At 68.1% G+C, this 13,934-nt stretch carries 14 protein-coding genes; 7 read left to right on the forward strand and 7 right to left on the reverse strand.

Annotated features, from left to right (window positions below; all coding sequences use genetic code 11):
• The first annotated feature begins 180 nt into the window (after positions 1 to 180).
• On the forward strand, positions 181 to 1,467 hold the full coding sequence (locus ABIE04_RS07860; protein ID WP_354548361.1) for a sugar MFS transporter: 1,287 nt from the start codon (positions 181 to 183) through the stop codon (positions 1,465 to 1,467).
• A 100-nt stretch (positions 1,468 to 1,567) separates the two neighbouring features.
• Complete coding sequence (locus ABIE04_RS07865; RefSeq protein WP_354548363.1) at positions 1,568 to 2,647, forward strand: LacI family DNA-binding transcriptional regulator; 1,080 nt, start codon at positions 1,568 to 1,570, stop codon at positions 2,645 to 2,647.
• Here the strand turns inward: ABIE04_RS07865 and ABIE04_RS07870 are convergent.
• The 6 genes from ABIE04_RS07870 to ABIE04_RS07895 all read right to left on the reverse strand — a co-directional run bounded on the left by ABIE04_RS07870 (position 2,640) and on the right by ABIE04_RS07895 (position 7,878).
• Positions 2,640 to 4,244, reverse strand: a complete 1,605-nt coding sequence (locus tag ABIE04_RS07870; RefSeq protein WP_354548366.1) for a S10 family peptidase — start codon at positions 4,242 to 4,244, stop codon at positions 2,640 to 2,642. The two genes, ABIE04_RS07865 and ABIE04_RS07870, sit on opposite strands and share 8 nt — an antisense overlap.
• A gap of 101 nt (positions 4,245 to 4,345) precedes the next feature.
• Entirely contained in the window at positions 4,346 to 5,203 is an 858-nt protein-coding gene (locus tag ABIE04_RS07875) for an EamA family transporter (RefSeq protein ID WP_354548368.1), read from the reverse strand.
• Between the two features lie 52 nt (positions 5,204 to 5,255).
• The gene (locus ABIE04_RS07880; protein WP_354548370.1) at positions 5,256 to 6,122 is read right to left on the reverse strand and encodes an MBL fold metallo-hydrolase; all 867 of its coding nucleotides are present in this window, start codon (positions 6,120 to 6,122) and stop codon (positions 5,256 to 5,258) included.
• A gap of 1 nt (position 6,123) precedes the next feature.
• Positions 6,124 to 6,546, reverse strand: coding sequence for a DUF6691 family protein (locus tag ABIE04_RS07885; protein WP_354548373.1), 423 nt, complete (start codon positions 6,544 to 6,546; stop codon positions 6,124 to 6,126).
• Positions 6,543 to 6,968 carry a YeeE/YedE family protein gene (locus ABIE04_RS07890; RefSeq protein ID WP_354548375.1) on the reverse strand — a complete coding sequence of 142 codons (426 nt, stop codon included), beginning with the start codon at positions 6,966 to 6,968 and terminating at the stop codon, positions 6,543 to 6,545. Before ABIE04_RS07890 ends, ABIE04_RS07885 begins: the two co-directional genes overlap by 4 nt.
• Positions 6,969 to 7,029: 61 nt before the next feature.
• A complete protein-coding gene (locus ABIE04_RS07895; protein ID WP_354548377.1) occupies positions 7,030 to 7,878 on the reverse strand; it encodes a helix-turn-helix transcriptional regulator in 849 nt (282 codons plus the stop codon).
• A gap of 246 nt (positions 7,879 to 8,124) precedes the next feature.
• On the opposite strand from ABIE04_RS07895, the gene ABIE04_RS07900 reads away from it, so the two are divergent.
• The 5 genes from ABIE04_RS07900 (at position 8,125) to ABIE04_RS07920 (ending at position 13,281) form a co-directional block, all read left to right on the forward strand.
• A complete protein-coding gene (locus ABIE04_RS07900; RefSeq protein ID WP_354548380.1) occupies positions 8,125 to 8,379 on the forward strand; it encodes a hypothetical protein in 255 nt (84 codons plus the stop codon).
• A gap of 75 nt (positions 8,380 to 8,454) precedes the next feature.
• The gene (locus ABIE04_RS07905) at positions 8,455 to 8,913 is read left to right on the forward strand and encodes a MarR family winged helix-turn-helix transcriptional regulator (protein WP_354548382.1); all 459 of its coding nucleotides are present in this window, start codon (positions 8,455 to 8,457) and stop codon (positions 8,911 to 8,913) included.
• A gap of 23 nt (positions 8,914 to 8,936) precedes the next feature.
• Positions 8,937 to 10,376, forward strand: a complete 1,440-nt coding sequence (locus ABIE04_RS07910) for an efflux transporter outer membrane subunit (RefSeq protein ID WP_354548385.1) — start codon at positions 8,937 to 8,939, stop codon at positions 10,374 to 10,376.
• Between the two features lie 9 nt (positions 10,377 to 10,385).
• Complete coding sequence (locus ABIE04_RS07915; RefSeq protein ID WP_354548387.1) at positions 10,386 to 11,609, forward strand: HlyD family efflux transporter periplasmic adaptor subunit; 1,224 nt, start codon at positions 10,386 to 10,388, stop codon at positions 11,607 to 11,609.
• A 145-nt stretch (positions 11,610 to 11,754) separates the two neighbouring features.
• Positions 11,755 to 13,281 (forward strand): DHA2 family efflux MFS transporter permease subunit, encoded by a 1,527-nt coding sequence (locus ABIE04_RS07920; protein WP_354548389.1) that lies wholly within the window; start codon positions 11,755 to 11,757, stop codon positions 13,279 to 13,281.
• Positions 13,282 to 13,353: 72 nt separating this feature from the next.
• Here ABIE04_RS07920 and ABIE04_RS07925 read toward each other — a convergent pair whose 3' ends face one another.
• Positions 13,354 to 13,875, reverse strand: a complete 522-nt coding sequence (locus ABIE04_RS07925; RefSeq protein WP_354548391.1) for an acyloxyacyl hydrolase — start codon at positions 13,873 to 13,875, stop codon at positions 13,354 to 13,356.
• Between the last annotated feature and the right edge of the window lie 59 nt (positions 13,876 to 13,934).

Here is a 13,934-nt window from a genome sequence, read left to right on the forward strand (position 1 = left end):
GCTGCGGCGCCACAATGATGGCTCGCAATGGCGGTGCGAAAGCCGCGGCCACGACCGCGCATCGAGGACCGACCCAGCCGATGGATTGACAACGTTGCACTTTTCGGCAATTAAAGAGACATTCCTGCCTGTCCCGGTCACCCGACCGGTGCGGCACGGCGACTCCGGGGAGAACCATCCATGGCAACCACGCTGGCGGCAGCGCCGTCCGATCGCACCCACCTCGGCCCGATGCTGATCATCGGCCTGCTGTTCTTCATCTTCGGCTTCGTCACCTGGCTCAACGGGCCGCTGATCACCTTCGTCAAGCTGGCGTTCCAGGTCGAGGACGTCTACGCCTTCCTGGTGCCGTCGGCGTTCTACGTGTCGTACCTGGTGTTCTCGCTGCCCGCCTCGCTGATCCTGCGCCGCACCGGCATGAAGAAGGGCATGGCGCTGGGCCTGTTCGTGATGGCGATCGGCGCGGTGCTGTTCGGCCAGTTCGTCAGCTGGCGCGAGTTCGCCGGCGCGCTGACCGGGTTGTTCGTGATCGGCGCCGGGTTGTCGCTGCTGCAGACCGCGTCGAACCCGTACATCAGCATCCTCGGGCCGATCGACAGTGCGGCGCAGCGCATCGCGTTCATGGGCATCTGCAACAAGGCCGCCGGCGTGATCGCCCCGTTCGCGTTCGGCGCACTGGTGCTCAGCGGCATCAGCACGTTCGGCGAGCAGGTCGAAGCGGCGCCGACGCCGGCAGCGCGCGAAGCCCTGCTCAACGCGTTCGCCGGCAAGGTGCACCTGCCGTACATGGTCATGGCCGGCCTGCTGGTGCTGCTGGCGATCTGGATCGCGCGTTCGTCGCTGCCGGAAATCCGGCCCGACGGCGCGAACAGCGAACGGGCGATCGGGCACAAGCACGGCAGCATCTTCAGCTTCCCGCACCTGTGGCTGGGCGTGCTGTGCCTGTTCCTCTACGTCGGCGTGGAGGTGATGGCCGGCGATGCGATCGGCACCTACGGCGCCGGCTTCCACCTGCCGTTGGAGCGCACCAAGATCTTCACCGCATTCACCCTCAGCGGCATGCTGATCGGCTACGTCGCCGGCCTGCTGCTGATCCCGCGCTTCGTCTCGCAGCAGCGCTACCTGGCGATCTCGGCGGTGCTCGGCGTGCTGTTCTCGGTCGGCGCCTACCTCAGCCAGGGCTACGTCTCGGTCGGCTTCGTCGCCGCGCTCGGCTTCGCCAACGCGATGATGTGGCCGGCGATCTTCCCGCTGGCGATCAAGGGCCTGGGCAGCCTCACCGAACGCGGCTCGGCGCTGTTGATCATGGCGATCGCCGGCGGCGCGGTGGTGCCGCAGCTGTTCGTGCACCTGAAGCAGCACGTCGATTTCCAGCTCGCGTTCGCGCTGCTGATGGTGCCGTGCTACCTGTACATCCTGTACTACGGACTGGCCGGCCACCGGGTCGGCCAGCACCAGGCGCAGTGAACTGAGCTAGGATGCACACGCCGCCGCACCGACGCGTGCGGCGCCGCCGGCACGATGGCGCGACCGGCGATCAACCCTTTCGATACACGAGGTTCAGCGGGTGCGCAGCGCCACCATCAAGGATGTCGCAGAACGGGCCGGCGTCTCGCTGAAGACCGTCTCGCGCGTGATCAACAACGAGCCTTCGGTGCACGCGCGCACGCGCGAGAAGGTGCAGCGCGAGATCGACGCGCTCGGCTACCAGCCCGACCCGTCCGCGCGCAGCCTGCGCAGCACGCGTGCCTACGCGATCGGCCTGGTCTACGACAACCCGAACGCCCACTACATCATCAACCTGCAGCGCGGCGTGCTGTCGGCGTGCCGCAGCAACGGCTTCGGCCTGCAGATCCATCCGTGCGACTCGTCCTCGCCGAAGCTGGCCGAGGAACTGCGCGAGCTGGTGCACCGCTCGCGGCTGGCCGGGCTGGTGCTGGCGCCGCCGATGTCCGAGCAGCCGGCGCTGATCCACGCGCTGAGTGCGGCGAAGGTCCCGTTCATCCGGATCATCTCCGCGCGCAAGGACCCGCAGGACGGCTCGCCCTGCGTCTACGTCGACGACCGCGATGCCGCCTACGCGATCACCGAGCACCTGATCCAGCTCGGCCACCAGCGCATCGGCTTCCTGTGGGGCGGCAGCGGGCACCGCTCCAGCGTCGAGCGCTACCAGGGCTACGAGGACGCGCTGAAGGACTACGGCATCGCGCTCGACCGCAAGCTGATCGTGACCGGCGACTACACCTTCGACGACGGCTTCCGCGGCGCGCGCAAACTGCTGGCGCTGAAGGACCGCCCCAGCGCGATCTTCGGTTCCAACGACGAGATCGCCGCCGGCGTACTCGCTGCGGCGCATTCGGACGGCATCAACGTGCCGTACGAACTCTCCATCGCCGGCTTCGAGGACAGCCCGTTCTCCAAGCAGTCGTGGCCCGCGCTGACCACCGCACGCCAGGCCACCGAGGACATCGCGCGGCACGCCGCGCAGCGGCTGATCGGCGACCTGCAGCGCGAAGCCAACGGCGAGCCGATCGACAGCCGCAACGAGGGTTTCAGCCCGGAGCTGGTGGTACGCGGCTCCACCGCGCCACGGCACGCCGCACCGTCCGGACGCGGCGCCGGCGGAAGGCGCAAGCCGGCTACTTGACGTTGTCGGTCTCTCCGATGAAGCGGGCCACGTTGTCGTGCAGCTGCTTCAACGACGCCTCGTGCGCATACACCATGTGCCCGGACGGGTACCACGCATAGCTGATGTTGCGTTCCAGGCTGGCCGGGATCGGCAGGTGGTGCATCTCGTAGTCGGCGGCGAAGTACGGCGTGGCCAGGTCGTAGTAGCCGCCGTGGAGATAGACCTTCAGGTTGGGATTGGTCTTCATCGCCATGGCCAGGTCCGGCATCACGTTGGTCGACGATTGCAACGCCTCGCCGTGCACGCCGGGCGCCTTGTGCGAGAAATCCCAGTGCTTGATGTCGGCGAACAGCCGGTACTGCCGGCCCTGGCCGAACTTCAGGTCGCGCCGCACGTAGTCGTTGAAGGCGGCCACGTAGGCCGAACTGATCGCCGAGGATTGCGGATCGTATTCGGAGTCCTTGCTCAGCGGATCGATCGCCGGGCCGGAGAAGCGGCTGTCCAGCCGGCCGGTGGTGATGTCGCCGTCCGTCTGCAACTCGTGTTCGAACATGCCGCCGGTCACGCGCAGGTCCGCTTTCAGCAGGTAGGCCACCGGCAGGCCGGTGTACTCGTGCAGCTTCTGCGCCACCGCCTGCTTGCGCGCATCGTCCAGGCGCGAGCCGGCCATCAATGCCTGCGCGTAGTCGCCCATCGCGTATTGCTCCACCTCGCGCAGGAACGGCTCCAGTGCGGCCGGCTGCTGCGGCAGCTTGTGGTGGTAGAACGCGGTGGCGGCGAAGGTCGGCAGCGCCAGTTCGTACGGCAGGTCGATGCCGGGATTGAACTCCGGCCCGTCGATGCTGGTGTCGAAGCTGAGGATCTGCGAGAGCAGGATCACCCCGTTGAGATCGACGCTGTCCTCGTTCTCCAGGATGTTCGCCAGCACCGCCGAGCGGGTGGTGCCGTAGCTTTCGCCGAACAGGTACTTCGGCGAATTCCAGCGGTCGTACTTCGACAAAAACCGGGTGATGAACTGCGCGAAGGCATGGCCGTCGCCGTCGACGCCGTAGATCGCCTTCTTGCGTTCCTTCATTTGCTCGTCGCGCTTGTCCTTGTCCCCGTCATCCGCGATCAGCCGGCTGAAGCCGGCGCCGGGCGCGTCGATGAACACCAGGTCGGAAGCATCGAGCAGGCTGTAATCGTTTTTGACCAGCCCGTACGGCGCCGCCGGCGTGTGGCCGTCGTCGCTGGTGACCACGCGCCTGGGCCCGAACGCGCCCATGTGCAGCCACACCGTGGCCGAGCCGGGGCCGCCGTTGTAGATGAAGGTGACCGGCCGCTTCGTCGCCGCCACGCCTTTCTTGAAGTACGCCACGTAGAACATGCTGACCTGCGGCTCGTCCTCCTTGTCGCCGCTGCCATGCAGCACCAGCGTGCCGGCCACCGCCTTGTAGTCGACGCGATGCCCCTCGACCGATACCGAACCCTCGCTGTTCGACGCTTGCGGCTCGACCAGCGCTGCGTCGGACTTCGGCTCCGGCTTGCTCTTGTCATCCTTCTTGTCCGGCCCGGCAATCGCGGCGGAGCTGAGCAGCAGCGCGGCAAGCGCCGCGGTGAGGAGAAGCTTGCGCATGGGCGATCCTCGATGACTGAGGCAGCTTCGCCCCGGGAAACCGCAGCATAGGCGCCACGACGACGGGATTTCATAGCCCGGAAGTCACTGCCGCCGGACGATCAGCCGCGCGCGATCACCCCGATCGCCAGCAGCGCCAGCGCCACGCCGGCGAGGTTGAGCCGGCTCAGCCGCTCATGGAACAGCAGCAGGCCGACCAGCGCGCCCAGCGCCACCACGCCGAGGTTCATGCTGGCGAACACCAGCGCGGGATGCTGCGGCAGGGCGCGATGGCCGCGCAGGTAGAACAGGATATTGCCGAAGTTGGCCAGCCCGAGCAGCAAGCCGGCCAGCGCGCTGCGCGCGGTGAAGCGGGCTTGACCCTGCATGCGCCGCCACAGCTGCAGCGCGAACGCGACCAGCAGGGCCAGTGCGAACATCGCCTGCAGCGATGCGCCCAGCGGCACGCCGGCCTGCGCCACACGCTTGAACAGGATGTCGATCACGCCGAAACCGGCGAACACCAGCAGCGGATACAGCCAGCCGGCGGTGCCGCGCTCCGCCGTGCCATGCCCGCTGCGCCAGACCATGCACAGCAGGGCGAGCAGGCCCAGCGCGATGCCGATGCCCTTGGGCGCCGTGAGCTGTTCGCCGAACAGCGCGAACGCGGCCAGCAGCGATAGCAGCAGCGACAATCGCTGTGCCGCATCGCTGCGCACGATGCCGGCATGCCGCACCGACGCTGCCAGCGCCAGGAAGATCGTCGGCAGCAGGATGCCCAGCGCCGCGAGCGCCAGCCACGGCACACCGGGTTCGCGCAGGCTCGCCGGCGTAGGCTGCAGCAGCAACGCGGTGAGCACGCTGGTCACCACGTAGTTCCAGGCGATCGCCTGGCCCACGTCGATATCGGCGCGCCGCGCCAGTTTCAGCAGCACCGACACGAGCACGCTGCACAGCACGCTGAGCAGGACGTAGATCATCGGTCACTCCGACGACGGCAGGCCGTCAGGCTGCCGCCGCATCGACGCCCGCTCAAAACGCATCCAGCGGAATCTTCAGGTAGCGCACGCCGTTGTCCTCGGCCGGCGGCAGCTGGCCCGCGCGCATGTTCACCTGCACCGCCGGCAGGAGCAGCGCCGGCACCGCCAGACTGGCGTCGCGCGCGTTGCGCATGCGCACGAAGTCGTCTTCGCCGATGCCGTCATGCACGTGGATGTTGTCGCGACGCTCGGCGCCGACCGTGGTTTCGTGCGCGAACACGTCGCGGCCGGCGGGCTTGTAGTCGTGGCAGAGGAACACCCGGGTTTCCTGCGGCAATGAGAAAATGCGCTGGATCGAGCGGTACAGCGTGCGCGCGTCGCCGCCGGGGAAATCGCAGCGCGCGGTGCCGTAGTCGGGCATGAACAAGGTATCGCCGACGAAGGCCGCGTCGCCGACCCGGTGGGTCATGCACGCCGGCGTGTGGCCGGGCGTGTGCATCGCCACCGCTTCGATGCCGCCGATCATGTAGCGCTCGCCGTCCTTGAACAGGTGGTCGAACTGGCTGCCGTCGCGCCTGAAGCCGGGGCCCGCGTTGAACAGCTGGCCGAACGTGTCCTGCACCTCGCGGATGTGCTCGCCGATGCCCAGCCGGCCGCCCAGTTGCGCCTGCACGTACGGCGCCGCCGACAGGTGGTCGGCGTGCACGTGGGTGTCGATCACCCAGTCCACGCCGAACCCCTGCGCCCGCACGAACGCGATCAGCGCATCGGCCGAGGCGTGACCGGTGCGCCCGGACGCGGCGTCGTAGTCGAGCACGCTGTCGAATACCGCCGCCCTGCCCGTGGTCGGGTCCCACGCCACGTAGCTGAAGGTATGGCTGGCTTCGTCGAAGAATGCCTGCACCTCGGGGCGATGCATCTCAGTGTCCTCCGGCGGGAGGCAACAGGCGCGCGGCCAGCCACCAGCCCGCGATCATGCAGGCCACCAGTACCAGCAGCGCGGGCGCGCCGGCGCCGAGCGAGGCCAGCGCCGGGCCGGGACAGTAGCCGGCGATGCCCCAGCCGATGCCGAACAGGGCGGCGCCGCCCACCAGCCGGGCGTCGATGCGGCGCGACACGGGCCACTGGAACCGTTCGACCAGCAACGGGCGCGGGCGCCGCAGCAGCAGCCGGTAGCCGACCGCGGTGGTCAGCACGGCGCCGGCCATCACGAAGACCAGGCGCGGATCCCACGCGCCGAAAATGTCCAGGAAGCCGAGCACCACGGCCGGCTGGGTCATGCCGCCGAGGCTGAGGCCGAGACCGAACAGCAGCCCGGCGACGAACGCGATCCACGCTCTCATGCGCCTACTCCCAGCAGGTGCCGCAACACGAATACGGTGGCGATGCCGAACGCCATGAAGACGGCGGTCGCCAGCAATGAACGCGGCGACAACCGCGCGATGCCGCAGACGCCATGCCCGCTGGTGCAGCCTCCGCCGAGCCGCGTGCCGATGCCGACCAGCAAGCCGGCCAGCGCCATCCACGGCAGCCCCACCTGCGGTGCGCCGATGCCGCTGTCGCCGCGCAGCCACCACAGCAGCAGCGGCCCGGCCAGCAGACCCAGCACAAAGGCCAACCGCCACGTGCGGTCACTCGCGCCGCCCACGACCAGGCCGCTGGCGATGCCGCTGACGCCGGCGATGCGACCGAGGGCCGCCATCAGCAGCACCGCCGCGAGACCGATCAGCACGCCACCGCACAAGGCGCCGAGGTAGGGGTGCATGGTCATGCTTCCTGTGGGTACGAAGGTGGGGATTATCGCCCCTGCGCGACCGGTTGCCGCGTCATGCCGGTTGCGTGGCCTGCTCCGCGGCGAGGCGCCGGGCCACGCGCGCAAAACTTGCGGCGGTCGCGGCATTCGCCGGTGCGAAGAAGAACGCGGTGGCGCGGTCGACGTGGTCGCTGTCGCGGATCGGCAGGCGCATCGAGTGGATGCTGAGGTCGCCGAACTCGGGATGGAAGAACGGCACCGTGATCGCGCTCAGCGGTGCAGTGTGGCAGCGCTGCCACAGCTCGACGAACTCCGGGCTGGCCGCGTTCAGCGCCTCGATCAGCTGGTGGAAGCGCGGATCTTCCGGGTGCGCTGCCTGGTTCATGCGGAATATCCCAAGCAGGTTCAGCGCGCCGTTCTCGAAATCCGGATACAAGCGGCGGCGCGCCGGGTTCATGAACGCGTTCCACAGGTGGTTGTCGGCGAACGGCCCGCTGAAATCGCCGAAGTCGTACAGGCATTCGGCCATGCGGTTCCACGCCAGCACGTTGAACACCGTGTCCAGCACGAAGGCCGGCGCCTGGTACAGGTCCAGCACCTCGTGCATCACCGGCGGCAGGTTGAAGTGGTGTTCCGGCACGTCGGTGCGGGTCAGCCCCATCAGCGCGAACAGGTAGGCTTCGTCGGTCGGCGACAGCGACAACGCGCGCGCGATCCGCGTCAACGCCGCGGCCGACACGTTGATCGCACGGCCCTGCTCCAGCCACGTGTACCAGGTGACGCCGACCTGGGCCAGCGTCGCCACCTCCTCGCGACGCAGGCCCGGCGTCAGCCGGCGCGGCCCGCGCGGCAGGCCGGCCGCCTCGGGCGTGAGCGCGGCGCGGCGCGCGCGCAGGAAGGCTTTCAGCTCGGTGCGTTGCATGGATGTGCTCATGGACATGCCCGGGTGGTAGTGGGAGTACCAGCAGTGGGGACTGCCTTCCCATCCTAGCGGCAGCGACCTACCGTCGCCTGTCCCCCAAGTCATGTGCCCGCACGTGACCGTGACGTCGGCGATGCGGTCAGCCAGTCCGCGGCGCACCTTCCCAGCCGCCAGCCCGTACTGCAACAGCCTGTCACAGCGCGCTGCGCGCAAACGTCCTTGTGTCAATCCATGCAGGAGACCGACATGTCGTTACTCCCCGTCCCCACCCCTGTTCACGCCTCGCGCACCGATGCGCTCACCGATTTCGTGGTGCACGCCCAGTTGATGCTGGATCCGGCCACCCCGGAATCGGTGCGCCGCGAAGCCGAACCTCGCCTGCTGGCGCAACTGCCGACCCTGCAGGCGCTGGGCGTGTTCGAACTGTTCACCATCCGCGACCCGGCGTTGCGCGCGCTGGTGCACGACGAACTGCAAGCCCATCGGATGCGCGCTGCCTGACATCTTGCCAAAGCAAATGCATGCCAGCATATATTTGCCTTGACAAATATACTTTGGGCAATAGAATGCGCGGCCATGAACACCGAATCGCTTGCTTTCACCACCCCCAAGGAAAGCCTGGGCATCCTGCTTGGTCTGGTGCGCGCGGAGATCGTGCGCGCGATGGAGGCGGAGCTGGCGGCCAAACACCTCGACCTGCGCTTCACCCAGTTCCTGATCCTCAAGCGGCTGGCCCGGCTCGGTCCGATGTCGGCCAGCGAGCTGGCCCGTTCGGTCGAACTGGACGGCGGCGCGATGACCCGCCAGCTCGACCAGCTCGAACGCAAGGGCTACCTGCGCCGTCGCCCGCATGAGCAGGATCGCCGCGCGTTGCGGATCGAGCTGACCGACGCCGGCAACGCGCTGTGGCAGGAGCTGACCGGCTGCAACGAGCGCGTGCTGGCGGCGGCCCAACGCTCGCTGGACGAAGCCGAACAGGCACAACTGCACGAGTACCTGGAGCGCGTGCTGCACGCGCTTCGCGACAAGAACTGACCCTTTCCACCCTGGACCTTTCCATGCGTCTGCATCTACTTGCGGCTGCCGCCGCCCTGACCCTCGCATTGGCCGGTTGCGTCAGCAGCGGCGGCCTGCACCCGGACGGCACGCCGATCGATCCGGCCACGCTGAAGGCCGAACGCAGCCTCGCCCATCTGTCCGCGGCCGCGTGGCCATCCACCGACTGGTGGAGCGGGCTGGGCGATCCACAGCTGGACGCGCTGATCGGCGAAGCGCTGCGGGACAACCCCGGTCTCGGCGTCGCCGATGCGCGCGCCCGCGCGGCGCAAGCCGAGGCGGGCATCGCCGATGCCGCACGCGGACCCAGCGTGAATGGCGGCGCCGCGGTCGCCGGTGCCCGGCCGCCGGCCGCGCTGCTCGGCGACAAGGCGCATTTCGCGATGGCCAAGTACGGCTACGCCAGCTTCAAGTGGGATCTGGACCTGTGGGGCGGCAAGCGCGCCGCGTGGGAAGCCGCGGTGGGCCAGGCGCGCGCCGCCGAGGTCGATGCCCGCGCCGCACGCATCGAACTTTCCAGCAACGTCGCCCGCGCCTATGCGCAGCTTGGCTACGCGTTCACCCAGCAGGACCTGGCCGCCGGTGAGCTGAAGCGCGCGAACCAGTCGCGTGAACTGACCCGCCAGCGCGTCGCCGCCGGCATCGACAACCAGATCCAGCTCAAGCAAGGCGATGCGGAAGTGGCCAGCGCCGAGCAGCAGGTGGCGCTGGCCAGCCGCGCGGTCGATGCCGCGCGCTCGTCGCTGTCGGTACTGCTGGGCAAGGGTCCGGATCGCGGGCTGCAGATCGCCCGGCCGCAGTTGCTGCGACCGGCCGAACTGGCGGTGCCGTCCAACCTGCCGCTGGATCTGGTCGGCCACCGCGCCGACCTGGTCGCCGCGCGCTGGCGCGTCGAGGCCGCCGGCAAGGACATCAAGGCGGCGAAGACCGAATTCCTGCCGAACATCAGCATCGGCGCGATGGCCGGCGTGATCAGCATGGGCGGCGGCAACTCGTTCAGCCTGCCGGGGCGGTTCTACCAGTTCGGGCCGTCGCTCAGCCTGCCGATTTTCGACGGCGGCAGGTTGCGCGCGAACTTGTCCGGCAAGGATGCGCAATACGACCTCGCCGTGGCGCAGTACAACCAGACCCTGGTCGGCGCACTCAACCAGGTCGCCGATGATTTGTCCGCACTGCAGTCGCTGCAGCAGCAGATCGACGCGCAACAGCGCGCGCAGGATGCCGCCCTGCAGGCCTGGCAGCTGGCCGAGCAGCGCTACAAGGCCGGCGTCGGCAGCTACCTGGAAGCGCTCAGCGTGCGCCAGCAGCTGCTCGCCGCCGAGCGCGGCACCGCCGCGCTCGAAGCGCAGCAGGTCGATCTTTCGGTGCAGCTGATCCAGGCCCTCGGCGGCGGTTTCCAGCCGCAGGCCGACACCCCGTCTTCCACCCCATCACGTTCCTGAGGCAGCCCCATGTCCAGCCAGAATCCAACCGCGGCCGAAAGCACGGCGGCCGCTCCCTCGCCGAATACGGCCGCGCCGAACACGACGGCGCCGAAGAAGAACCCGCGCGGGCTGCTGCTGCGCCTGCTCGGCATCGTGGTCGTGCTCGCCGTGATCGGCTGGGCGCTGTGGTATTTCCTCGACGGCCGCTGGTACGAGGGCACCGACGATGCCTACGTCAACGGCAACGTGGTGCAGATCACTCCGCAGGTGCCCGGTACCGTGGTCAGCATCGGCGCCGATGACGGCGACCTCGTGCATGCCGGCGACGTACTGGTGCAGCTCGACCCGAGCGACGCCGACGTGGCGCTGGCCGAGGCGAAGGCGAACCTCGCCAACACCGTGCGCAAGGTGCGCGGCCTGTATTCCAGCGTGAACGGCGCCCAGGCCGACGTGGCCGCGCGCAAGACCGCGGTGGACAAGGCGCGCGCCGACTACAACCGGCGCGTGGCGCTGGCGAAGTCCGGCGCGATCTCGGCCGAGGAGCTGTCGCACGCCAGCGACGCGCTGACCAGCGCCGAGAGCGCGCTGATCGCGGCGCAGCAGCAGTACCAGACCAGCAAGGTGCTGGTCGACGACACCGTGGTCGCCTCGCACCCGGACGTGCAGGCCGCTTCGGCCCGCCTGCGCGCCGCCTTCCTCAACGACGTACGCGCCACTCTGATCGCGCCGGTGGACGGCTATGTGGCCAAACGCTCGGTGCAGGTCGGCCAGCGCGTGCAGCCCGGCGCCGCCTTGATGGCGGTGGTGCCGCTGCACGGCGTGTGGGTGGACGCGAACTTCAAGGAAACCCAGCTCACCCACATGCGCATCGGCCAGCCGGTGACGATCGAATCCGACGTCTACGGCACCGCGGTGGAATACAAGGGCAAGGTGCAGAGCCTTGGCGTCGGCACCGGCAGCGCGTTCTCGCTGCTGCCGGCGCAGAACGCCACCGGCAACTGGATCAAGATCGTGCAGCGCATTCCGGTGCGCATCGTGTTCGACGACCCGACCCAGCTGGACAAGCACCCGCTGCGGCTGGGCATGTCGCTGACCGTCGATGTCAGCCTGCACGATCAGAGCGGCCCGACCCTGGCCCGGCAGTCGCCGACCCAGCCGGCCTTCAGCACCGACGTGTACAAGCAGCAGCTGGCCAAGGCCGACGCGGCGATCACGCAGATCGTCCACGCCAACATGGCCGGCGGCAGGTAACCACCAGCAGCTCCCTCCCCTGCTTGCAGGGGAGGGTTGGGGAGGGGTCCGCTCTTGATCTTGAGTCAAGAGCCCAACCCCCTCCCGACCTCCCCCTGCATGGCAGGGGGAGGAGCAAGACGGACCCACTCACCGACCGATCCCGATGACCACCGAATTCCGCCCACCCAACCTGGCCCTGAGCACGATCGGTCTGTCGCTGGCCACGTTCATGCAGGTGCTGGACACCACGATCGCGAACGTGTCGTTGCCGACCATCGCCGGCAACCTCGGCGTCAGCAGCAACCAGAGCACCTGGGTGATCACCTCGTTCGCGGTGAGCATGGCGATCGCGCTGCCGCTGACCGGCTTCCTCACCCGCCGCTTCGGCGAGGTACGCCTGTTCACCGCCTGCACGCTGCTGTTCGCGCTGACCTCGTTCCTGTGCGGCATCTCGCAGAGCATGGGCATGCTGATCCTGTTCCGCGCGCTGCAGGGCGCGGTGGCCGGGCCGATGTACCCGATCACGCAGAGCCTGCTGATCGGCATCTACCCGCCGGCCAAGCGCGGCATGGCGCTGGCGCTGCTGGCGATGGTCACGGTGGTGGCGCCTATCGCCGGCCCGATCCTCGGCGGCTGGATCACCGACAACTATTCATGGCCGTGGATCTTCTTCATCAACGTGCCGATCGGCATCTTCGCCAGCATGGTGGTGGCGAACCAGCTGCGCGGGAAAGTGGAGAAGACCGAGCGGCCGAAGATCGACTACGTCGGCCTGATCACCCTGATCATCGGCGTGGGGGCGCTGCAGATCGTGCTGGACAAGGGCAACGACGAGGACTGGTTCAACTCCACCTTCATCATCGTCACCAGCATCGTCTCGGCGATCAGCATCGCGATCTTCCTGATCTGGGAATTGACCGACAAGGATCCCATCGTCGACCTGAAGCTGTTCCGCCACCGCAACTTCACCGTCGGCACGATTGCATTGGTCCTCGGTTACGCGGCGTTCTTCGCGATCGCGCTGATGGTGCCGCTGTGGTTGCAGCGCAACCTCGGCTACACCTCGATCTGGGCCGGCTACGCCAGCGCACCGCTGGGCATCATCCCGGTGCTGCTGACCTTCGTCGTCGGCAAGTACGGGCCGCGCATGGATCTGCGGCTGCTGGCCGCGGCGGCATTCGTGGTGATGGGCCTGACCTGCTTCATGCGCTCGGATTTCTTCATCGGCATCGACTTCTACCACGTGGCGATGGTGCAGCTGTGGCAGGGCCTGGGCGTGGCGCTGTTCTTCATGCCGGTGCTGACCATCCTGCTGTCGGACCTGCAGCAGAACGAGATCGCGTCCGGCTCCGGCCTGGCCACCTTCCTGCGCACGCTGGGCGGCAGCTTCTCCGCATCGCTCACCACCTTGCTGTGGGAGCGCCGCGCGGTGACCCACCACGAACAGCTGGCCGAGCACATCACCGCCTACAGCCCGACCGCGCAGACGGCGATGACCCAGCTCGGCCAGGGCGACCAGCAGGTTTCCGGCAGCATCATCAACAACATGATCACCCAGCAGGGCTACCAGATCTCGTTCAACGAGGTATTCCACGCGCTGGGCTGGATCTTCATCGCCCTGGTCCTCGTGATCTGGCTGGCCAGGCCGCCGTTCACGCCGAAGGCCAGACCGGCCGCCGGCGGCCACTGAAGCGGCCGGCATGCACCGGACAAGACAACGGCCCCGTTCAGGGCCGTTGTCTTGTCCGCGGTTGAGCAAGTGTCAGATGTCGAAGGCGAAGCCGACCAGCGCCATGGTCTCGCCGGTGTTCGGACGGTGCAGGCCGCCATTGGAAATGTGCCGGATCGCCACGCTGAAATGCTTCGCCTGCCAGCCCAGCGTGCTGACGAACTGGTAGTGGCTGGAAAGCGCGTGGGTGGCGCGGTTGGTGACGGCGAGTTGTTCGCTGAGGAACAGCGGCTGGTACCAGTCACCGGTCCCGCCGAGATGGAAGCGTGCGCCGGCGGCAAGCAGCGCTACCGAGTCACGTGTTGTGTAACGGCTGTTGTCGGTCGCCACGTGGCGACCGTCGATCCAGCCGAGAGAGACGTCCGGTGACCAGGTGAAGCGGGTCTGGCCGAGCGGCTGCGGTGCGAACACCGCCTCGACGAAGGCAGTGTTCGCACTGTGGCCGTTCGAGTTGCTGCGCCCGGCCTGTACTTCGAACCGGGTGGCAGCCGCCGGCAACGCCGCGGTGACCAAGGTCAGTACGAGTGCGCTGCGGATGAGGGGACGAAGGGACATGGGGCAACCTCGCGGTGGGGGCATTTTTATGTACCGCACAGTTTACAAAATGACCGATG

The organism is Rhodanobacter soli (genome assembly GCF_040548735.1).
Taxonomy (GTDB): domain Bacteria; phylum Pseudomonadota; class Gammaproteobacteria; order Xanthomonadales; family Rhodanobacteraceae; genus Rhodanobacter; species Rhodanobacter soli_A.

Excerpts from the sequence above, each read along its gene's own strand:
- ABIE04_RS07900 (WP_354548380.1), top strand. The coding sequence starts at position 8,125 with ATGTCGTTACTCCCCGTCCCCACCCCTGTTCACGCCTCGCGCACCGAT.
- ABIE04_RS07895 (WP_354548377.1), bottom strand. The coding sequence starts at position 7,878 with ATGCAACGCACCGAGCTGAAAGCCTTCCTGCGCGCGCGCCGCGCCGCG.
- ABIE04_RS07875 (WP_354548368.1), bottom strand. The coding sequence starts at position 5,203 with ATGATCTACGTCCTGCTCAGCGTGCTGTGCAGCGTGCTCGTGTCGGTG.
- ABIE04_RS07925 (WP_354548391.1), bottom strand. The coding sequence starts at position 13,875 with ATGTCCCTTCGTCCCCTCATCCGCAGCGCACTCGTACTGACCTTGGTC.
- ABIE04_RS07890 (WP_354548375.1), bottom strand. The coding sequence starts at position 6,968 with ATGCACCCCTACCTCGGCGCCTTGTGCGGTGGCGTGCTGATCGGTCTC.
- ABIE04_RS07920 (WP_354548389.1), top strand. The coding sequence starts at position 11,755 with ATGACCACCGAATTCCGCCCACCCAACCTGGCCCTGAGCACGATCGGT.
- ABIE04_RS07860 (WP_354548361.1), top strand. The coding sequence starts at position 181 with ATGGCAACCACGCTGGCGGCAGCGCCGTCCGATCGCACCCACCTCGGC.
- ABIE04_RS07910 (WP_354548385.1), top strand. The coding sequence starts at position 8,937 with ATGCGTCTGCATCTACTTGCGGCTGCCGCCGCCCTGACCCTCGCATTG.
- ABIE04_RS07880 (WP_354548370.1), bottom strand. The coding sequence starts at position 6,122 with ATGCATCGCCCCGAGGTGCAGGCATTCTTCGACGAAGCCAGCCATACC.
- ABIE04_RS07885 (WP_354548373.1), bottom strand. The coding sequence starts at position 6,546 with ATGAGAGCGTGGATCGCGTTCGTCGCCGGGCTGCTGTTCGGTCTCGGC.
- ABIE04_RS07915 (WP_354548387.1), top strand. The coding sequence starts at position 10,386 with ATGTCCAGCCAGAATCCAACCGCGGCCGAAAGCACGGCGGCCGCTCCC.
- ABIE04_RS07905 (WP_354548382.1), top strand. The coding sequence starts at position 8,455 with ATGAACACCGAATCGCTTGCTTTCACCACCCCCAAGGAAAGCCTGGGC.
- ABIE04_RS07870 (WP_354548366.1), bottom strand. The coding sequence starts at position 4,244 with ATGCGCAAGCTTCTCCTCACCGCGGCGCTTGCCGCGCTGCTGCTCAGC.